The sequence below is a fragment of the Arthrobacter sp. GQ119 genome (assembly GCF_059759125.1).
Genome location: NZ_JCAXEA010000009.1, coordinates 101989 through 121258 on the forward strand (window position 1 = coordinate 101989; position 19270 = coordinate 121258).

18 protein-coding genes are annotated in these 19270 nt (G+C 65.8%); 8 read left to right on the top strand and 10 right to left on the bottom strand.

Annotated features, from left to right (window positions below; all coding sequences use genetic code 11):
• Positions 1–43 precede the first annotated feature (43 nt).
• On the top strand, positions 44–454 hold the full coding sequence (locus AC6CH3_RS10315; protein ID WP_498132350.1) for an RNA polymerase-binding protein RbpA: 411 nt from the start codon (positions 44–46) through the stop codon (positions 452–454).
• Here AC6CH3_RS10315 and pgl read toward each other — a convergent pair.
• The 6 genes from pgl to tkt are packed head-to-tail and all read right to left on the bottom strand — an operon-like array spanning position 425 to position 8652.
• The gene (pgl, locus tag AC6CH3_RS10320) at positions 425–1243 is read right to left on the bottom strand and encodes a 6-phosphogluconolactonase (RefSeq protein ID WP_498132351.1); all 819 of its coding nucleotides are present in this window, start codon (positions 1241–1243) and stop codon (positions 425–427) included. The genes AC6CH3_RS10315 and pgl overlap by 30 nt on opposite strands.
• A complete protein-coding gene (locus tag AC6CH3_RS10325) occupies positions 1233–2174 on the bottom strand; it encodes a glucose-6-phosphate dehydrogenase assembly protein OpcA (protein WP_498132352.1) in 942 nt (313 codons plus the stop codon). Before AC6CH3_RS10325 ends, pgl begins: the two co-directional genes overlap by 11 nt.
• Positions 2171–3730: a glucose-6-phosphate dehydrogenase gene (gene zwf / locus AC6CH3_RS10330; RefSeq protein ID WP_498132353.1), complete on the bottom strand. Its 1560-nt coding sequence runs from the start codon at positions 3728–3730 to the stop codon at positions 2171–2173. Before zwf ends, AC6CH3_RS10325 begins: the two co-directional genes overlap by 4 nt.
• A 15-nt stretch (positions 3731–3745) precedes the next feature.
• Entirely contained in the window at positions 3746–5380 is a 1635-nt protein-coding gene (locus tag AC6CH3_RS10335) for a phosphoglucose isomerase-related protein (protein WP_498132354.1), read from the bottom strand.
• Between the two features lie 6 nt (positions 5381–5386).
• Positions 5387–6505 carry a transaldolase gene (gene tal / locus AC6CH3_RS10340; RefSeq protein WP_498132355.1) on the bottom strand — a complete coding sequence of 373 codons (1119 nt, stop codon included), beginning with the start codon at positions 6503–6505 and terminating at the stop codon, positions 5387–5389.
• A gap of 29 nt (positions 6506–6534) precedes the next feature.
• Positions 6535–8652 carry a transketolase gene (tkt, locus tag AC6CH3_RS10345; RefSeq protein ID WP_498132419.1) on the bottom strand — a complete coding sequence of 706 codons (2118 nt, stop codon included), beginning with the start codon at positions 8650–8652 and terminating at the stop codon, positions 6535–6537.
• 506 nt (positions 8653–9158) lie between these two features.
• Between tkt and AC6CH3_RS10350 the strand changes: the two genes are divergently transcribed.
• Positions 9159–10121, top strand: coding sequence for a heme o synthase (locus tag AC6CH3_RS10350; RefSeq protein ID WP_494036488.1), 963 nt, complete (start codon positions 9159–9161; stop codon positions 10119–10121).
• Positions 10122–10274: 153 nt separating this feature from the next.
• On the opposite strand, the gene AC6CH3_RS10355 is transcribed toward AC6CH3_RS10350, so the two are convergent.
• From AC6CH3_RS10355 to AC6CH3_RS10365, 3 genes are read right to left on the bottom strand one after another with little or no spacing between them, the layout of a single operon-like run.
• Positions 10275–11219, bottom strand: coding sequence for a COX15/CtaA family protein (locus tag AC6CH3_RS10355; RefSeq protein WP_498132356.1), 945 nt, complete (start codon positions 11217–11219; stop codon positions 10275–10277).
• An 8-nt stretch (positions 11220–11227) separates the two neighbouring features.
• Positions 11228–11986, bottom strand: a complete 759-nt coding sequence (locus AC6CH3_RS10360) for an ABC transporter permease (protein ID WP_498132357.1) — start codon at positions 11984–11986, stop codon at positions 11228–11230.
• Positions 11983–12951 carry an ABC transporter ATP-binding protein gene (locus AC6CH3_RS10365; RefSeq protein WP_498132358.1) on the bottom strand — a complete coding sequence of 323 codons (969 nt, stop codon included), beginning with the start codon at positions 12949–12951 and terminating at the stop codon, positions 11983–11985. Before AC6CH3_RS10365 ends, AC6CH3_RS10360 begins: the two co-directional genes overlap by 4 nt.
• 129 nt (positions 12952–13080) lie before the next feature.
• On the opposite strand from AC6CH3_RS10365, the gene AC6CH3_RS10370 reads away from it, so the two are divergent.
• From AC6CH3_RS10370 to AC6CH3_RS10395, 6 genes are all read left to right on the top strand, one after another.
• Positions 13081–13938: a helix-turn-helix transcriptional regulator gene (locus AC6CH3_RS10370; RefSeq protein WP_498132359.1), complete on the top strand. Its 858-nt coding sequence runs from the start codon at positions 13081–13083 to the stop codon at positions 13936–13938.
• Complete coding sequence (gene sufB / locus AC6CH3_RS10375) at positions 13935–15398, top strand: Fe-S cluster assembly protein SufB (protein WP_306923537.1); 1464 nt, start codon at positions 13935–13937, stop codon at positions 15396–15398. The genes AC6CH3_RS10370 and sufB overlap by 4 nt, the downstream gene beginning before the upstream one ends.
• A complete protein-coding gene (gene sufD / locus AC6CH3_RS10380; RefSeq protein WP_498132360.1) occupies positions 15398–16648 on the top strand; it encodes a Fe-S cluster assembly protein SufD in 1251 nt (416 codons plus the stop codon). Before sufB ends, sufD begins: the two co-directional genes overlap by 1 nt.
• Before the next feature lie 26 nt (positions 16649–16674).
• On the top strand, positions 16675–17034 hold the full coding sequence (locus AC6CH3_RS10385) for a non-heme iron oxygenase ferredoxin subunit (RefSeq protein WP_400576479.1): 360 nt from the start codon (positions 16675–16677) through the stop codon (positions 17032–17034).
• An 85-nt stretch (positions 17035–17119) separates the two neighbouring features.
• Positions 17120–17911, top strand: a complete 792-nt coding sequence (sufC, locus tag AC6CH3_RS10390; RefSeq protein ID WP_400576476.1) for a Fe-S cluster assembly ATPase SufC — start codon at positions 17120–17122, stop codon at positions 17909–17911.
• Positions 17912–17923: 12 nt separating this feature from the next.
• Positions 17924–18256, top strand: coding sequence for a metal-sulfur cluster assembly factor (locus AC6CH3_RS10395; protein ID WP_400576474.1), 333 nt, complete (start codon positions 17924–17926; stop codon positions 18254–18256).
• Between the two features lie 90 nt (positions 18257–18346).
• Here AC6CH3_RS10395 and ypfJ read toward each other — a convergent pair whose 3' ends face one another.
• Complete coding sequence (gene ypfJ, locus AC6CH3_RS10400) at positions 18347–19243, bottom strand: KPN_02809 family neutral zinc metallopeptidase (RefSeq protein ID WP_498132361.1); 897 nt, start codon at positions 19241–19243, stop codon at positions 18347–18349.
• Between the last annotated feature and the right edge of the window lie 27 nt (positions 19244–19270).

Genomic DNA, 19270 nt, shown 5'->3' on the forward strand with positions numbered 1-19270 from the left:
CGGGGACTCCGCACTAAACTGTGGCTGTTGACCCTTAACAGCCATGGTCCTTAGTAGTGAGGAGTTCCCGGTGGCGCATTCGTCTTCCAATTTCCGGGGCACCCGTGTGGGTGTCACCCAGGGAACGGGCCTGAAGAATCAGGGCGATGGTCCGCCCGGTGAGCAACTGCCGCGTATTTGTGTTTCCTACTGGTGCATCCAGGGACACGAGACGCGGCCTGTTTTTGTTAAGCTGCCCGAGGACCAGATCCCCGAAGCGTGGGACTGCCGCAGGTGCGGGAAGCCCGCCTCCCGGAATCCCGGCGCGGCCTTGGATCCGGTGCCTGCTGATGACGCAGACGGCTACAAGAGCCATCTGGACTACGTTAAAGAAAGACGCTCCAGCCAGGACGCGGAAGACGTCCTGGCTGGAGCGCTGCGAAGGCTACGAGCCGGCAGGGGCCTTGCGGACTAGCTGCGATGGCACCCGGGAGGCCGCGTTCTCGTCAATCAGCCACAGCGTGCGGGAACGGCCGGCAGGGCCAGACGCCGGGACCTGGACAGGGTTGGCGCCCGCAAGGGCCAGGCCCACCGCGCCTGCCTTGTCCTCGCCAGCCACCACCATCCACACTTCTGATGCTGTATTGATCGCAGGAAGGGTCAGGGAGATCCGTTCCGGAGGCGGCTTGGGGGAGTTGCGCACTCCCACAACCGTGAGCTGCTTCTCGCGGATGCCCGCCTGTTCGGGAAAGAGGGACGCGATGTGGGCATCAGGCCCCACACCCAGCAGGACGACGTCGAAGCGGGGAAGCGTTCCAGGGTTCTCGGGCCTGTTATCCGACATGTCGGCGGCGTGTTCGGCCGCAGCCGCCTCGCCGAGGCGGCGGGCGTAATCCTCTGCAGCCAGTTCCGGCGTGTCGAAGTCGTCCCTGGAGCCCGGCTCGTGGACACGCGACGGGTCAACGTCGATGTGCTGCAGCAGCGCCTGGTGGGCCTGGATTGTGTTGCGGTCCGGATCCTGGGCGCCGACGAAGCGCTCGTCGCCCCACCAGAAGTTCACTTTGGTCCAGTCGACCGCAGGCGCTGCCGGTGAATCCGCCACCGCCTTGAGGGTTCCGATACCCACCGTGCCTCCGGTAAGCACCACCGTTGCTTCACCAAATCTGTCCTGGACATCAACGAGCTTGGTGATCAGGCGAGCCGCGATCGCGGCCATGAGGACGGAAGAGTCTGGATGGATGCTTACTCTAGGGTCAGCGCTCACTGGGACGGACACTCCTTAGATTGGTACGTGGCAGTCCAATAGTAATCACTTCACCGAAGACTTCGTCGGGGTCGAGGCGGCGGAGTTCTTCGGCGAGGCAGTCGCGGAGGCTGCGCCGGGGCAGGGAGATCCGTTGGACGGGCTGGCCGGGTTGGGTGAGTTCGGCGACGGAAAGTCCGGGGCGGAAGAGCTGGATGTCGCCGGTGGCGCGGGTGAGGCGGACGCGGCGGATGCCGGTGCCTGCGGGGTCCGCGACGATGGTGACGGGCGCGTCCAGGGACAGGGTGAGCCAGGCCGCGAGGAGGATCGTGGACGGGGAGTCCGAGGCGCCTTCGACGGCGACGGCGGTGACCGGGGAGGAGTCGACCTGGTCCAGCACGGCGGCGAGCTGGATGCGCCAGTTCGTCAGGCGGGTCCAGGCCAGGTCGGTGTCGCCGGCCTTGTAGGTGTTGCGGATGTTTTCCAGCGCGACCTGGGGTTCGGCCTCGTTGGCGGAGTCGGTGATGCGCCGGTGCGCGATCCGTCCGATGGAGGTTTCGGAGGCGTTCTTCGGCGCGCCGTGCGGCCACCAGGCCACGATCGGGGCGTCGGGCAGCAGCAGCGCCGCGACCAGGGACTCGCTTTCCTCGGCGAGTTCCCCGAAGCCGCGCAGCACGATCACCTCCGAGGCCCCGGCGTCCCCGCCGACCCGGATCTGGGCGTCGAGCCGGTTCGGGGCGGCCGAGCCGGCGTCGGCGAGCACGATGATCCGGCAGGGGTGTTCCCGGCTGGCCTCGTTCGCGGCCTCGATCGCTTCCTCTTCCAGCCCGGACTTGGTGACGACCACGAGGGTGAGCACCCGGCCCAGCGCGATCACCCCGCCCTGCTCGCGCAGGGACATGATCTTCTTGGAGATCTTGGAGGTGGTGGTGTTCGGAAGATCTACAATCATGGCCTTCTCCAGGTGCGTCCGTCGCGGGCTAGCAGCTCATCAGCCGAGGCCGGGCCCCAGCTGCCCGGGGCGTAGGGCTCGGGCTGTTCGCCCAGCCCGGCCCAGTACTCTTCGAAGGGGTCCAGGATCTTCCAGGACAGCTCCACTTCCTCGTGCCGCGGGAACAAAGGCGGCTCGCCCAGCAGCACGTCCAGGATCAGCCGCTCATACGCCTCCGGGCTGGACTCGGTAAACGAGTGCCCGTACCCGAAGTCCATCGTCACGTCCCGGACCTCCATCTGCGTGCCCGGGACCTTGGACCCGAACCGGATCGTCGCGCCCTCATCGGGCTGGACCCGGATCACCACCGCGTTCTGCCCGAAGTCATCATCACTGTGGTCACGGAAGAGCAGGTTCGGTGCCCGCTTGAAGACCACCGCGATCTCCGTCACACGCCGGCCCAGCCGCTTGCCCGCACGCAGGTAAAACGGCACCCCGGACCAGCGCCTGGTGTTGATATCCACCCGGATCGCCGCATACGTCTCGGTCATCGAATCCGCCGGGATGCCCTCCTCCTCCAGGTAGCCCTGGACCTGCTCCCCGCCCTGCCAGCCGCCGGCGAACTGCCCCCGGGCCGAATGCGTGGACAGGTCCTCCGGCAACCGCACGGCGGCGAGGACCTTTTCCTTCTCCGTGCGCAGGTCATCGGCGTTAAAGGAAATCGGCTCTTCCATGGCGGTCAAAGCCAGCAGCTGCAGCAGGTGGTTCTGGATCACGTCCCGCGCCGCGCCCACACCGTCGTAATACCCCGCCCGGCCACCGGTACCGATGTCCTCGGCCATCGTGATCTGGACATGGTCCACGTAATTGGCGTTCCACAACGGCTCGAACAACTGGTTCGCGAACCGCAGCGCCAGGATGTTCTGCACCGTCTCCTTGCCCAGGTAATGATCGATCCGGAACACCGCATCGGCCGGGAACACCGACTCCACAATGTCGTTCAGCTGCCGCGCCGATTCCAGGTCATGCCCGAACGGTTTCTCGATCACCACGCGGCGCCATTTCTCACCCTCGGCCTGCGCCAGGCCGTGCTTGGAGAGCTGCCGGCAGACCTGCTCGAACGCCTTCGGCGGGATCGAGAGGTAGAACGCATGGTTGCCGCGCGTGCCGCGCTGCTCATCCAGCTCAACGATCGTCTCACCGAGCCGCTCAAAGGCGGCGTCGTCGTCGAACTCGCCCTGCACGAAACGGATGCCCTCCGCCAACTGGTTCCACACCGCCTCATCAAACGGCGTCCGGGAATACGAGGTCACGGCATCCCTGACCTCCGCGGCGAACTCCGCGTTGTCCCACTCCCGCCGGCCAAAGCCCACCAGGGCAAAACTCGGCGGCAACAAACCACGATTGGCGAGGTCATACACGGCGGGCATGAGCTTCTTGCGGGCAAGGTCGCCCGTGACTCCGAAAAGCACGAGCGAGGACGGACCGGCAATACGGTTCAGACGGCGGTCCCGCGGATCCCGCAACGGGTTCCCGCCCCGGGACGCAGTCCTTCTGCCGTTCAAAGTATCTGGCATGGTTAGTTAAGTGCCTTAGCTTTCAGTGGCGGACGCTGCCTGGCCGGCAAACGACGAAACAATCTCCTGGAGCTGGGCCACGCCCGCTGCGCGCTCCGTGAGGTGGAGGCGGAGGACCGGGCGGCCATGTTCGCTCAGCACCTGGGCGTCGCCGGCGGCCTGTGCGGCGATCAGCTCCCCGAAGGTGAACGGGCGTTCCGGAATGGCGAGGTCATCGCTGGCAGCAGCCGTGACCTGCAGGAACACGCCGATCGCGGGGCCGCCCTTGTGGAACTGGCCGGTGGAGTGGAGGAAGCGGGGTCCCCACCCGAAGGTGACCGGCCGGCGGCTCACCCGGGCGAGATCGTCGCGAATTCCCTCTAGCTGCGAGTACGCCAGACGGTCAAAGTAGGCCTGCACGCTGAGGTACCCGTGGGCATCCAGCTGCGAGAGCAGGGCCGAGACTGCCTCGGCTGCCGTGCCGGCGTTCCCCAGCCATTCACCGCCGCGGACCTCGATGGCACCGTCGGTGAAGGCTGCGGGCGTCGGCTCGGGCTGTGCGTCCAGCAGGCCGCGGGCAGCAACCTTGGCGGCTTCCACGTCGGGCTGGTCGAAGGGGTTGATGCCCAGGAGGCGCCCGGCCACGGCGGTGGCGAACTCCCACACCATCATCTGGGTGGCGAGCCCGCCGGCAATGGCAACTTCGTTTTCACCGAGTTCGACGTCGGCGTCCGGGCTCACGAGGCGGATCACCAGGAGGTCTTCGGCGCCGGAGGTGACCTCCGGGGCGTTCGGGCCGGCCACGACCGGCAGGACACCGGTGCCGAGTTTGCCGGTGGATTCGGCGATGAGCTGTTCAGCCCAGTCCGCGAAACCGACGATGCCGGAGCCGTCCTCGGCGATGACGATCTTGTCCCGCAGGGGGTTGGTGCCTCCAAGGGCTGTTCCCAGTGCCAGGCCGATGTTTTCCGGGGCATCCTCGTTGAGGATTTCCGCGGCTTCCTCGGCTTCCTCAAGGAAGGACCGGATGTCCACGCCCGCCAGGCCGGACGGAACCAGCCCGAAGGCGGTCAGCGCAGAGTAGCGGCCGCCCACGTTGGGGTCAGCGTTGAAGATGGCCCGGTATCCGGCCTCCCGGGAGGCCTTGTCCAGCGGTGAGCCCGGATCGGTGACGATGATGATCCGGCTCTTGGCATCGATGCCGGCCTCGCTGAAAGCGTGCTCGAAGATCCGCCGCTGCGAATCCGTTTCGAGGGTCGACCCCGACTTTGAGGAAACCACGATCGCGGTCTCGGAGAGCCGGTCCGCGAGGGCAGCTCCGACCTGATCAGGGTCGGTGCTGTCCAGCACGGTCAGCTCGACGCCGGCGGTGCCGGCGATGACCTCAGGAGCAAGGGAAGAGCCGCCCATGCCGCAAAGGACAATGCGGGTGACTCCTTCGGCCTTCAGGGCATCGCGAAGCTCCAGGATGCCGTCCACGAGGGGCTGTGAGACGGTGGCCGCCTCGACCCAGCCCAGGCGGATTGACGACTCTGATTCGGCGTCGGGACCCCACAGGGTGTGGTCCTTGGCGAAGATCCGGGTGGCAATACGGTCCTCCACCAGGGCGGGCAGGTGCTGCTCAAGGGCCTTCCGGGCGGCGCCGGTGGCGTCGTAGCTGAGTGTGCTCATCGTGGACTAGGAAGCCTTCCGTGCGTTGGCGAGGGCGCCCTCGATGTCGGCCAGCAGTTCCTTCCAGCTGGCAACGAACTTGTCGAGGCCTTCGGATTCCAGCAGGGCCACGACGTCGTTGTAGGAGACGCCGAGGGCCTCCAGGGCGTTGAGCGTGTTGTTTGCTTCTTCGTAGGTGCCGGTGACGGTGTCGCCGGTGACCACGCCGTGGTCGAAGGTGGCGTCCAGGGTCTTTTCCGGCATGGTGTTCACGACGCCGGGGGCGACGAGTTCCGTGACGTAGAGGGTGTCCGGGTAGGCCGGGTCCTTCACGCCGGTGGAGGCCCATAGCGGGCGCTGCGGCAGGGCGCCTGCTTCGGCGAGTACGGCCCAGCGCTCCGTGGAGAACTGCTCTTCGTAGACCTGGTAGGCCAGGCGGGCGTTGGCCAGGCCGGCCTTGCCTTTGAGGGCCTTGGCTTCCTCGGTGCCGATGGCGTTGAGGCGCTTGTCGATTTCGCTGTCCACGCGGGAGACGAAGAACGAGGCGACCGAGTGGATCTTGGAGAGGTCGTGCCCGTTGTCCTTGGCCTGCTCCAGGCCCGACTGGAAGGCGTTGATGACGGCGCGGTAGCGCTCCAGGGAGAAGATCAGGGTCACGTTGACGCTGATGCCCTCGGCCAGGGTGGCCGTGATGGCTTCCAGGCCCTCGAGGGTGGCGGGGATCTTGATGAGGACGTTGTCCTTGTTGACCTTCTTGTAGAGGTGCTTGGCCTCGGCGACCGTTCCGGCGGTGTCCCAGGCGAGACGGGGGTCAACTTCGATGGACACGCGGCCGTCAACACCGTTGGTTGCCGCGGCGACCGGTGCGAACAGGTCGCAGGCGTCGGCGACGTCCGTCGTCGTGATCTCGAAGATGGTGTCCTCGATGGACGCGCCCGCCGCGGCTTCCCTGGCGATGACGGCGTCGTAGTCGTGGCCGGTGGTGATGGCGGCGTGGAAGATCGACGGGTTCGTGGTGACGCCCACGACGTTCTTTTCTTCGATCAGCTTCTGCAGGGTGCCGGTCTTGAGGCGGCCCCGGGAGAGGTCATCGAGCCAGATGGAAACACCGGCGTCGGAAAGCTGCTGGGTGGGAGTGGTAGTCATGATCTTTTCTCCTTGAAACTGTGGGGGTGTCAGGACTGGAGCCCGGCGAGGGAATCCTTGGCGGCAGCGGCGACAGCTTCTGCCGTGATGCCGAATTCCTGGAAGAGGCGCTTGTAGTCTGCCGAGGCGCCGTAGTGTTCGAGGCTGATGGAGCGTCCGGCGTCGCCGACGAACTCCTTCCAGCCGAGGGACAGGCCGGCTTCGACGGAAACGCGGGCCTTGACCGCTGCGGGCAGGACTGCCTCGCGGTACGCGGCATCCTGCTTGTTGAACCACTCAACGCACGGCATGGACACCACGCGGGTGGCGATGCCTTCGGCCTGGAGCGCTTCGCGGGCCTGGACGGCGAGCTGGACTTCGGAACCGGTGCCGATCAGGATGACCTGGGCGTCCACGCTCTGACCGTCCTTGGAGGCTTCGGCCAGGACATATCCGCCCTTGGCCACGCCGGCGGTGGAACCGAAGGTGTCACCCTGGGCTTCGCCTTCGCCCCGGGCGTAGGTGGGGATGTTCTGGCGGGTCAGGACGATGCCGGCCGGGTTCTCGTGGTTCTCCAGCATGGCCTTCCACGCTGCCGAGACTTCGTTGGCGTCGCCGGGACGGACCACGTCCAGGCCCGGGATGGCACGGAGGGAGGAGAGCTGCTCAACGGGCTGGTGGGTGGGGCCGTCCTCGCCCAGGCCGATCGAGTCGTGCGTCCAGACGTATAGGGACGGCACTCCCATGAGGGCGCCGAGGCGGATGGCCGGGCGCTGGTAGTCGCTGAAGATCAGGAACGTGCCGGAGAACGCGCGGGTCTTGCCGTGCAGGGCGATGCCGTTCACGATCGAGGCCGCGGCGTGTTCGCGGATGCCGAAGTGCAGCACACGTCCGTAGGGGTTGCCGGACCAGGCATCGGTCTGCTTGGAGGCCGGAACGAACGACGGCGAACCCTCGATCGTGGTGTTGTTCGACTCTGCGAGGTCGGCCGAGCCGCCCCACAGTTCCGGCATGACCGGGCCGATGGCGTTCAGGACCTTGCCCGAGGCGGCACGGGTGGACACGTCCTTGCCGGCCGGGAAGACCGGCAGGGCCGCGTCCAGTTCGGACGGAAGCTTGCGGGCTTCGACGCGCTCCAGCAGGGCGGCGGCGTCCGGGTTGGCGGACTGCCATGCGGTGAAGGACTCTTCCCATTCCTTGCGGGCGTGGGCGCCGCGGTCCACGACGGCGCGGGCGTGGGCCAGCACGTCCTCGTCCACCTCGAAGGACTTCTCGGGGTCGAAGCCGAGAACTTCCTTCAGTGCTGCAACTTCTTCCGAGCCCAGGGCGGAGCCGTGGATCTTGCCGGTGTTCTGCTTCTTGGGGGCCGGGTAGCCGATGATGGTCCGCAGCGAAACGATGGAGGGCTTGGACGTCTCGGCCTTGGCGGCCAGCAGCGCCGAGTACAGCTCCTGGACGTCTTCCTTGTATTCGCCGGTCTTGGTCCAGTCCACCCGCTGGACATGCCAGCCGTAGGCTTCGTAGCGCTTCAGGACATCCTCGGTGAAGGAGATGTCGGTGTCGTCCTCGATCGAGATGTGGTTCTCATCATAAATAACGACGAGGTTGCCGAGTTCCTGGTGGCCGGCGAGGGACGAGGCCTCGGAAGTGACACCTTCCTGGAGGTCGCCGTCGGAAGCGATGACCCAGATGGTGTGGTCGAACGGGGACGTGCCGGGGGCGGCGTCGGCGTCGAACAGGCCGCGCTGGCGGCGCTGGGAGTAGGCGAAGCCCACAGAGGACGCCAGGCCCTGGCCCAGCGGACCGGTGGTGATTTCCACGCCGGCCGTGTGCTTGTACTCGGGGTGGCCCGGCGTCAGCGAGCCCCAGGTGCGAAGGGCCTGCAGGTCCTTCAGTTCCAGGCCATACCCGGAGAGGAACAGCTGGATGTACAGGGTCAGGGAGGTGTGACCGGGGGACAGGATGAAGCGGTCACGGCCGATCCAGTCAGGGTTCTGCGGGTCGTGGCGCATCATCTTCTGAAAGAGAAGGTATGCGGCCGGAGCCAGGCTCATTGCGGTGCCGGGGTGGCCGTTGCCCACCTTTTCGACGGCGTCGGCGGCCAGGACACGTACGGTGTCAACGGCGCGCTGGTCCAGATCGGTCCATGACAGTTCTTGCTCTTCCAAATGTGGCACGAATCCGGGCCCCTCTCTGTGCTGATGGCAGGCGGTAGGGACAGGTCGCGGGAGGGCACAGTCTGGTGCCCGCTGCATTTTGTCTACCAGCCGTTCACCATTGAAACGTTGATCTTCATTCAGTCGCTGGACGGAGTGGGAATGCGGTTTTTCACCGTCTCCCACTGCGCGCTGATCTGCTGACAGCTTAGCTCTATTCCACAGTTCGGGCAGCGGAAATCTCAGTAGATGGACGCAATTTTTGTTTTGTGAACCGTCTTTTTTTGGCCGCTGCGTTAATGTGATCGAAGCAGGCTCGGAGGAATCATTTTCAGTGAATTGCCGCGTCGGGCGGGTGCCGCGGACGCATGCCGGACCGCGGTATGATATCGGAAGGCCACCGGCGTACAGGCAGGGACCGCGCAGCGGACTTTCCAGCCCGTCAACCGCCGTTGAGGGATCATTCCGGACCCAGGATTCGGGCAGATCAGTCAGACCACACAGCCAGACAGAACAGAGTGACTGCCAACGTGAGCACAACAGATACGCCGCTGACCTCAGCCAGGGTCCACGGAAGAGCCGGACTAGCCCGCAAGGCCAAGGCGTACCTTGCTCTCACCAAACCGCGGGTCATTGAACTTCTGCTCGTGAGCACGCTGCCCACCATGATCTACGCCCAGCGCGGATTTCCGTCCCTGGGCCTGATCCTTGCCACGCTTGTGGGAGGGGCCTTCGCGGCCGGCAGCGCGGGTGCCTTCAACTGCTACATCGACCGTGACATCGACAAGCTGATGCACCGCACGGAAAAGCGGCCCCTGGTCACCGGCGAAGTCACCCCGCGCGAAGCGCTGGTGTTTGCCTGGCTCCTGGGCGCGGCCGCCATCGCCATTCTCTGGTTCGGCGCCAACCCGCTGTCGGCCTGGCTGGGCCTCGGCGCCATCCTGTTCTACGTCGTGATCTACACCATGATCCTCAAGCGTCGCACGGCGCAGAATATCGTCTGGGGCGGCGCAGCCGGCTGCTTCCCGGTGCTGATCGCCTGGTCCGCTGTCACCAACACGGTCGAGTGGCCCGCCGTCGTGCTGTTCATGGTGATTTTCCTGTGGACGCCGCCGCATTACTGGCCGCTGTCCATGCGGTACGGCGAGGACTACCGGAACGCCAACGTGCCCATGCTGGGTGCCATCGCGGGCGCCAGGGTGGTGTCCGTGCAGGTGGTCCTCTATGCGTGGGCCATGGTTGCGTGTTCCCTGCTGATGGTTCCGACCGGCGGGGCCGGCTGGGTCTACACGGTCACGGCCGTCGTGGCCGGTGCATGGTTCCTGTACGAATCGCACGCGCTGTACAACCGGGCGCAGGGCGGGGACCTCTCGGACAAGGGCGCCATGAAGGTCTTCCACGGCTCCATCAGCTACCTGACGCTGTTGTTCATCGCCCTGGCCGTCGACCCGTTCGTGGGCTCGGCCATCATGGCCGGCTAGCCCCAACCCGTACGCTTCCTCACTTTTGGTTCCGGTACGGGGAACGCTCCCTCACTTTTGGTGCTGATACAGCGAACGCTCCGTCACACCAAGTGTGAGGGAGCGTTCGCTTTTAAGCGTCAGCAGGTGAGGGAGCGCTGGGATGGATGGGGGCTAGTGCGCCGGGCTGTAACGCGCGACGTCCCATGCATTCGTGGCGGCACTCATGAGCATTGCGGCACCGAGCATGTGTGCACCCACAAGGAGCGCCGGTATGCCGTTGTAGTACTGCGTGAAGCCGATGACGGCCTGCAGCAGGGTGACGCCCAGCAGCATCAGGACGGCCGAGCGGAACGGCCCCCGGATGCCGCGCTGGAAGACCAGGTAGCAGGCGAACAGCGTTCCGGCGCTGATCAGGTACGCGGGGACGGCATGGACGTGCGAAAAGAGATCCCAGTCGAGGCCATTGCGGGGCGCTTCGGCGTCTCCGGCGTGCGGGCCGGCGCCGGTGACCACGACTCCCAGCATGACGGCCACGGCGGAGAACAGGGCGACGGCGGTCATCACCGGACGCGCGACTCCGGGCAGTGCAGGCAACACGTGGTTCATGTAGCGGCCGGTTCGTCCGTAGGCGCGGTTGACGAGGAGCGTGGCAAAAACCACGAGGGCCATGGAGACGAGGAAGTGCAGTCCCACCACCCAGGGGTTCAGTTTGGTGAGGACCGTGATCCCGCCGATGACCGCCTGGGCCGGGATGCTGGCCAGGAGACCCAGGGCCAGGAGGAACAGGTCCTTCCGCTCCTTCCGCAGGTTCCACAGGTAGACGAGCATCAGCGCCGCCACGGCCGCGAGGGCGAAGGTTAGGAGCCGGTTGCCGAACTCGATGAAGCCGTGGATACCCATTTCCGGGGTGTTCACGAGGGAGGCTTCGGTGCAGCGGGGCCAGGTGGGGCATCCCAGGCCGGAGGCGGTGAGCCGGACGGCGCCACCGGTGACCACCAGGATCGTCTGGCCGATCAGGGAAAGCACCGCGAGCCGGCGGACCGTCGCATCTACGGTTACAGGCAGCCTGGACGTAATGCGGCTGACCATCTGGGGGAGGCGCGAAGCCGTGCTCACGGTTTTTCTCAATTCCACTTGAACCAACGGATGGCTGCCGCACCGGCAAGAACCAGCCACAGCAGCAGGATAAGGACGGCATCGCCGTTGACAGCGCCGTGCAGGAACGCATCGCGCAGCCCTTCGCCGAGCGCCCCGGAGGGCAGCAGGTGCACGACGTCCTGGGCCATGCCCGGCAGCCGCTCTGCCGGGATCACGATGCCGCCGAGGGCTCCCAGGAGGATCCACAGCAGGTTCGTGATGGCGAGCGTGGCCTCGGGCCGCACCGTGCCGGCAACCAGCAGCCCCAGCGCCGTGAAGGCCGCGGCGCCGAGCACCAGCAGACTCAGGCCCGGTGCCCAGCCGGATGCATCCGGCCGCCAGCCCAAAGAGAACGCAACGGCGGAAACGACGAGGATCTGCAATGCGAGCACGGCCAGGACGGCGAGGATCTTGCCGGCGATGAGCCCGGCGCGGCCCAGCGGAGTGGTGGACAGGAAGCGCAGCACACCGTAGCGGCGGTCAAAGCCGGTCGAAATGCCCTGGCCTGTGAACGCGGTCGACATCGCGCAGAGTGCGAGGATGCCCGGCACGGCCGCGTTGATCCTGCTGTCGCCCATGCCATCCAGCAGCGGTGTGACGGTGAGGCCGACCAGGGCCAGGAGCGGCAGCACGACGGCCAGAATCAGCTGTTCGCCGTTTCGGAGCATGGTGACTGCTTCGTATTTGCCCTGCAGGACGATGCGGCGGAGGAGGGGAGCGGCGGGACTGCCAAGCGTGGGTGTCATCGGACGTCCCTTCCGGATATGTCGAGGAAAACGTCTTCGAGGCTGCGCGCCTCCATGCTCATCGATCCGGGCATCACACCGTGTTGCGCCCACCATGCGGTGAGGGCGGCAAGATCGTCGGGGGTGAGCGCTCCCGTCGCCGAGTAGCTGCCCGCCCGCGTTTCCCGGATTTCCACCTCGGCAGGTAGCACGCCGGCGAAGTCGAGGCCGGGCAACGCCTCGAAGTGCAGGGTGCGGACGTGTCCCTTGTGGGTCATCTCGGGCGTCTGGTGCTGCAGCAGCTGGGCGACGGTGCCCTCCGCCACGTTCCTGCCGGCGTCGATGATGTAGACGTAGTCGGCCAGCCGCTGGGCGTCGTCCATCAGGTGCGTGGTCAGGATGATTCCCATCCCGCTGTCGCGGAGCTCGGAGATCAGCCCGAACACTAGTTTGCGTGACTGGGGATCCAGGCCCGCGCTGGGCTCGTCCAGGAACAGCACTTCCGGGTTGCCGATGAGGGCGGCCGCGAGGGCAAGCCGCTGCTTCTGGCCGCCGGAGAGCCGCCGGACGCTGGTCCGGCTGAACATGTCAATGCCGAGCCGCTCTACGAGTTCGTTCACCGGCTTCGGATTCCGGTACATTCCGGCGATGTGGCGGAGGAGGGGGAGGGGACGGGCCGACGGCGGGAGGCCGCCTTCCTGAAGCATGACACCTACGCGGGACCGCAGGTCAGCGCCGGCGTTGCCGGGATCCTGGCCGAGCAGGGAAATCGTTCCCCCGGAGCGCTTCTGCAGGCCCTGGGCGCATTCAATCGTGGTGGTCTTGCCGGCGCCGTTGGCTCCGAGCAGCGCGGTGACCTCGCCGCGTCCTGCGACCAGTGAGACGTCGCTCACCACCCTCAGCATCCTGCCATCGAGGGTGGGCAGCGGACCTACGTCCTTAATGAGCCCGTTGATGGCAAGAACGGGGGATTTGGGGGATCGCACCCAAGCATTCTACGTGAAGTAGTACTGTCTTTCCCGTGCCTGCGTCGCCGCAGGTCACCCCCACCATCCCCGGGGCAGGCCAGCCTTGCCTTACTGGATGGGTGGAGTAAATTACGACATGATTGTGTTGTGTATTCCATGAGAAAGTCCACTTCCCTGCCTCAGGCGGGGCCTGGCGCGCGAGTCAGCGTGCTCCACGGTGGAAAACCGGCTGCCCAAGGTGCAACAGCGCCGGTGGCCGACACCGACGAGCGCACGCGCGATCGCGTCCTCAGTGCGGTGCTGGAACACGGCCCCGTCAGCGCGGCGGAACTCGGCGATCTGCTCGGCTTTACCCCCGCCGCCGTTCGCCGCCACCTGGACCATTTGTCCCGCGCCGGCGTCATCGAAGTCAAGCGCGTCGCACGGGCAGGCAGCGGCGCCGGCCGTCCCGCGCGCCGCTATGTGCTCAGTTCGCAGGGCCAGTCCACGCTGGGCGATGACTACCTGAACATCGCCAGCCTGGCGCTCAAACAGCTCAAGGAAATCGCCGGCGCAGATGCGGTCCGCACGTTCGCCGTCGAGCGCTTCGCCGAGATGGAACGCCGCTACGCCCCCGAAGTGGAGCAGGCCGGGACGGACATCACGGCCCGCGCGCAGGCACTCTCAGCCGCCCTGTCCCGCGACGGCTTCGTGTCCTCCACAGCTTCCATCGAGGCCAAGGCGCCGCTGCCGGCGGCTCTTTCCAGCGTGCAGCTGTGCCAGGGCCACTGTCCCATCCAGCAGCTGGCCACCCAGTTCCCGGTGTTCTGTGACGCGGAAACTGAGATGTTTTCGCGCCTCGTAGGCGTCGATGTCCGCAGGCTGTCCACGCTCGCACGCGGCGGCCACGTCTGCACCACCCACATACCAACAGGCCGTCCGGCCGCCACCGGGGCCGAAACCCCCGGAACCCGGCAGGACACCCTGCACGAAGTATCCAACCATCTGCAAGAAAGGCCGCTATGACGGACCAACTATCAGAGAAAACGGTTGCTGAGACTGCTGTCATTTCGGAGATTCTGGAAAAGAACCCCGAGCTGCACGGCATCGGCACCTACGAGTACGGCTGGGCCGACAAGAACGACGTGGGCGCAAATGCCCGGCGCGGTCTTAACGAGGACGTGGTCCGCGACATTTCGGCCAAGAAGAGCGAGCCGGAATGGATGCTGGACCTGCGTCTCAAGGGCCTGAAGTACTTCGACCGCAAGCCCATGCCCACCTGGGGCGCGGACCTGTCCGGTATCGACTTCGACAACATCAAGTACTTCGTGCGCTCCACGGAGAAGCAGGCCGCCACATGGGAAGACCTGCCCGAGGACATCCGCAACACGTATGAGAAGCTCGGCATCCCGGAAGCCGAGCGCAGCCGCCTGGTCTCCGGTGTGGCAGCGCAGTACGAGTCCGAGGTGGTCTACCACCAGATCCGCGAGGACCTCGAAGCCCAGGGCGTCATCTTCCTGGACACGGACACCGCCCTGCGCGAGCACCCGGAGATCTTCCAGGAGTACTTCGGCACCATCATTCCGGTGGGCGACAACAAGTTTGCCTCGCTGAACACGGCCGTCTGGTCCGGCGGTTCGTTCGTGTACGTTCCCAAGGGCGTCCACGTGGACATTCCGCTGCAGGCCTACTTCCGCATCAACACGGAAAACATGGGCCAGTTCGAGCGCACCCTGATCATCGCGGACGAGGACTCCTACGTCCACTACATCGAAGGCTGCACGGCTCCGATCTACACCTCGGACTCGCTGCACTCCGCCGTCGTGGAAATCGTGGTCAAGAAGGGCGCCCGCGTCCGGTACACCACCATCCAGAACTGGTCCAACAACGTGTACAACCTGGTGACCAAGCGCGCCATCTGCGAAGAGGGCGCCACCATGGAGTGGATCGATGGCAACATCGGCTCCAAGGTCACCATGAAGTACCCTGCCGTCTACCTGACGGGCGAGCACGCCAAGGGCGAGACACTGTCCATCGCGTTCGCCGGCGAGGGCCAGCACCAGGACACCGGTTCAAAGATGGTCCACATCGCGCCGAACACCAAGAGCTCCATCATCTCCAAGTCCGTGGCCCGCGGCGGCGGACGCGCAGCCTACCGCGGCCTGGTCCAGATCCGCGAAGGTGCCAAGCACTCGGCCAACACCGTGCGCTGTGACGCCCTGCTCGTGGACACCATCAGCCGTTCGGACACCTACCCGTACATCGACATCCGCGAGGATGACGTCCAGCTGGGTCACGAGGCAACTGTCTCGCGCGTTTCCGAAGAGCAGCTTTTCTACCTCATGTCCCGCGGCATGCGTGAAGACGAAGCCATGGCCATGATCGTGCGCGGCTTCATCGAGCCGATCGCCCGTGAGCTGCCCATGGAATACGCCCTCGAGCTGAACCGCCTCATTGAACTCCAGATGGAAGGATCCGTCGGTTAATGACTGCCGAAATTACTACTGAGAAGGCCCGCATCGGCGCCCCTTCCATCGCAGGGTTCACCGAGGAAGGCGAGGGCCTGGTCTCCGCCAAGGTTGACCACAGCCACAACCACGGCGTCACCGTCATGTCCTCGCGCGCCGAACGGCTCACGAGCTTCGACGTCGCCGACTTCGCACTGCCCACCGGCCGCGAGGAGGAATGGCGCTTCAGCCCGGTCCGCGGGCTGGCCAACCTCCTCTCGGACACCGCGACCGATGTTGATCCGGAGCCGGCTGCCGCTTTCACTGTGGACGCGCCGGAAGGCTACCTCCGCGCGCCACTGGCTCCCGGTGCCGCACCGCGCGGAACTGTCCTGACCCCGGCCGACCGTGCCGCCGTCGTCGCCTCCGCCAACGCGGACGAAGCCCTGCACCTGGTCATCCCGGCGGAAGCCGAGCCCGCTGAGCCGCTGCGGATCCTGGTCCACGGTGCCGGCGCCGGACGCCGCTCCAACGCCCACTTCGTGCTTGAGGCGGGTGCAAACTCGCGCAGCGTCGTGATCGTGGAGCACACCGGCGCGGCCGACCACAACGGCAACCTGGAAGTCATCGTCGGCGAGGGCGCAAAGCTCACCGTGATCTCCGTACAGCTCTGGGAAGATGACGCCAAGCACCTGGGCCAGCATGACGCCCAGGTGGGCAAGGACGCTGTGTACAAGCACATCGCCGTGTCCCTGGGCGGGTCCATCGTCCGGCTAAACTCCAACGTCCGCTTCGCGGGCGAAGGCGCCGAGGCCGAACTGCTGGGCCTCTACTACGCCGACGCCGGCCAGCACCTGGAGCACCGGTCCTTCGTTGACCACAACGAGCCGAACTGCAAGTCCAACGTGCTGTACAAGGGCGCCCTGCAGGGCAAGAACGCGCACACCGTCTGGGTGGGCGACGTCCTGATCCAGAAGCAGGCCCTTGGCACTGACTCCTACGAGAAGAACCAGAACCTGGTGCTGACGGACGGCTGCCGGGCGGACTCGGTTCCGAACCTCGAGATCGAAACCGGTCTTATCGAAGGTGCCGGACACGCGAGCTCCACCGGCCGCTTTGACGACGAACACCTGTTCTACCTCATGGCACGCGGCATTCCGGAAGAGGTGGCACGGCGGCTCGTCGTGCGCGGCTTCCTCAACGAGATCATCCAGCAGATCAAGGTTCCGGCACTCGAAGAGCGCCTGACCGAAGCTGTTGAGCGCGAACTCGCCGCAACGAATTCCTAAGCAGCCCGGAAAGTACAGGATTACGGATGACTGAACAGCCAAATGGCGAGCTCGTCTGCAACGTCAACGAGATCCAGCCCAAGCAGGCCCTGCGGATCCTGATCGATGACTACCCCGTCGCGATCGTCAAGGACTCCATGGGAGAGATCCACGCCATTGGGGACACCTGCTCGCACGCGGACATCTCCCTCTCCGAGGGTGAGGTCGAAGGCTGCGCCATCGAGTGCTGGGGCCACGGTTCGCAGTTTGACCTGCGCACCGGCGAACCGCTCCAGCTGCCGGCCTACGATCCCGTGCCCGTGTTCGCAGTGGAGATCGTCGGAGACGAGGTCTACGTCGACTTCACCAACGTCCTGAACGGCGCCGAGGCTCCCAACTTCAGCTAGTCCGTCCTGTACTAAAACCACCTAACTTCCAGACCAAAAGACCGCACCTCCGCCGCAACGGCAGGTGCAGAGGAGAACACGACACATGTCTACTCTTGAGATCAAGGACCTGCACGTCAGCATCGACACCGAGCAGGGCACCAAAGAGATCCTGAAGGGCGTCAGCCTGACCATCCGCACGGGTGAAACCCACGCCATCATGGGCCCCAACGGCTCGGGCAAGTCCACCCTGGCGTCCACCATCGCGGGCCACCCCCGCTACAACGTCACGGGCGGTTCCATCACCCTGGACGGCGAAGACGTCCTCGCCATGAGTGTTGACGAGCGCGCCCGCGCGGGCCTGTTCCTGGCCATGCAGTACCCGGTGGAGGTCCCCGGCGTGACCATGACCAACTTCCTGCGCACGGCCAAGACGGCCATCGACGGCGAAGCCCCGGCGCTGCGCACCTGGACCAAGGACGTCAAGTCCGCCATGCAGCAGCTGCGCATCGACGCCGACTTCGCCCAGCGCAACGTCAACGAAGGCTTCTCCGGCGGCGAGAAGAAGCGCGTGGAGATCCTCCAGCTCGAGCTCTTCAAGCCCAAGTTCGCCGTGCTGGACGAGACTGACTCCGGTCTGGACGTCGACGCGCTCAAGGTCGTCTCCGAGGGCGTCAACCGCGCCCACGCCGCAGGCAACATGGGCACGCTGCTCATCACGCACTACACCCGCATCCTGCGCTACATCAAGCCTGAGTTCGTCCACGTCTTCGTTGACGGCCAGGTTGTTGAAGAAGGCGGCCCGGAGCTTGCCGACCGCCTTGAAGAAGAAGGCTACGACCGCTACGCCAAGGGCGCCGGATCAGCCTCGATCCCTGCCGCCGCAGCCCAGGTCTGATAAGGACACGCCATGACTGAAATCGAGGCAGCCCGCACCGGGCTGGACGAAGTCGAAGAGGCACTCAAGGACGTCATCGACCCCGAACTCGGGGTCAACATCGTGGACCTCGGGCTGCTGTACGGCCTGAAGTACTCCGAGGATGACGGCGCCCTGCTGATCGACATGACCCTCACCACCGCTGCATGCCCGCTCACCGATGTGCTTGAAGAGCAGGTCGGCAAGGCGCTTGACGGCGTTGTGGACGAGTGGCGCCTGAACTGGGTGTGGATGCCGCCATGGGGTCCGGAGCGGATCACCGACGACGGCAAGGACCAGATGCGCGCCCTCGGGTTCAACATCTAAAATCCCCACCGCCTCACTAAGGAATACGCCGACGGCGGGCCCACCTTCCAGCGAAGGTGGGCCCGCCGTCGGCGTACTCCCGCCGGGCTGTTACAGGGTGGGGGCCCTGAAGGTGTCGCACTGGGCAATGTCGCCCGTCTGGTAGCCCCGGTAGAACCAGTTCTGCCGCTGCGCACTCGAGCCGTGCGTCCAGGCCTCCGGCGTGACACGGCCGGTGGCGGCCTTCTGGATGCGGTCATCGCCGACGGCGGCCGCGGCCGAGAGCGCGTCGTTCAGGTCCTTCTGGGTCAGCGGCTCGAGGAACGGCTGGCCCGTCTTTGGATCCGGCTGCGTGGTGGCGTAACGGGTCCAGAGACCGGCGTAGCAGTCGGCCTGCAGTTCCACGCGAACGGCGCCGGACTCTGGCCCGCGCGGATCCCGCTGCGCCCTGTCCAGGTTCCCGAGCACGTTTTGGACGTGGTGACCGAACTCGTGCGCCACCACGTACTCCTGGGCCAGCGGACCGCCGGAGGAGCCAAAGCGGTCCACGAGGTCCTGGAAGAAGCCGGGATCGAAGTAGGCAGTGGTGTCGGCAGGACAGTAGAAGGGTCCCACCTCAGACGTGGCGGCCCCGCAGCCGGTATTTGTGCCGACCTCGAAGAGAACTGTCTTCGGACGCGGATACTCGACGTTGTACTCGGCCAGATACGCGGGCCAGAAGGCATTGAGGCTGTTCACCGTGCCGGTGATCCGGCAGTCGAGCCGCTGGTCGGCGTCGGAGCCAAGTTTGCACTCGGCAGGGGCAGTTCCCTGGCTCACGCCCGGCTGTTCCTGCCCCGTGCCGATGAGCCCCTCAAGCAATTGCGGATTGATGCCGAACAGGGCGGCAAGGAGCAGGACGACGCCGCCGCCGATACCGCCGCCGATCTTCGTGCCGCGGCCCATCCCGCCGCCGCGACGGTCTTCCACCTGGGATGGGTCGAGTTCGACTCCGTCATTGAAGCTCATGCTGTCACAATAGTCTTCCCGGGCAGA

Excerpts from the sequence above, each read along its gene's own strand:
- AC6CH3_RS10315 (WP_498132350.1), top strand. The coding sequence starts at position 44 with ATGGTCCTTAGTAGTGAGGAGTTCCCGGTGGCGCATTCGTCTTCCAAT.
- AC6CH3_RS10325 (WP_498132352.1), bottom strand. The coding sequence starts at position 2,174 with ATGATTGTAGATCTTCCGAACACCACCACCTCCAAGATCTCCAAGAAG.
- zwf (WP_498132353.1), bottom strand. The coding sequence starts at position 3,730 with ATGCCAGATACTTTGAACGGCAGAAGGACTGCGTCCCGGGGCGGGAAC.
- AC6CH3_RS10335 (WP_498132354.1), bottom strand. The coding sequence starts at position 5,380 with ATGAGCACACTCAGCTACGACGCCACCGGCGCCGCCCGGAAGGCCCTT.
- tal (WP_498132355.1), bottom strand. The coding sequence starts at position 6,505 with ATGACTACCACTCCCACCCAGCAGCTTTCCGACGCCGGTGTTTCCATC.
- AC6CH3_RS10360 (WP_498132357.1), bottom strand. The coding sequence starts at position 11,986 with ATGACACCCACGCTTGGCAGTCCCGCCGCTCCCCTCCTCCGCCGCATC.
- sufB (WP_306923537.1), top strand. The coding sequence starts at position 13,935 with ATGACGGACCAACTATCAGAGAAAACGGTTGCTGAGACTGCTGTCATT.
- sufD (WP_498132360.1), top strand. The coding sequence starts at position 15,398 with ATGACTGCCGAAATTACTACTGAGAAGGCCCGCATCGGCGCCCCTTCC.
- AC6CH3_RS10385 (WP_400576479.1), top strand. The coding sequence starts at position 16,675 with ATGACTGAACAGCCAAATGGCGAGCTCGTCTGCAACGTCAACGAGATC.
- sufC (WP_400576476.1), top strand. The coding sequence starts at position 17,120 with ATGTCTACTCTTGAGATCAAGGACCTGCACGTCAGCATCGACACCGAG.
- AC6CH3_RS10395 (WP_400576474.1), top strand. The coding sequence starts at position 17,924 with ATGACTGAAATCGAGGCAGCCCGCACCGGGCTGGACGAAGTCGAAGAG.
- ypfJ (WP_498132361.1), bottom strand. The coding sequence starts at position 19,243 with ATGAGCTTCAATGACGGAGTCGAACTCGACCCATCCCAGGTGGAAGAC.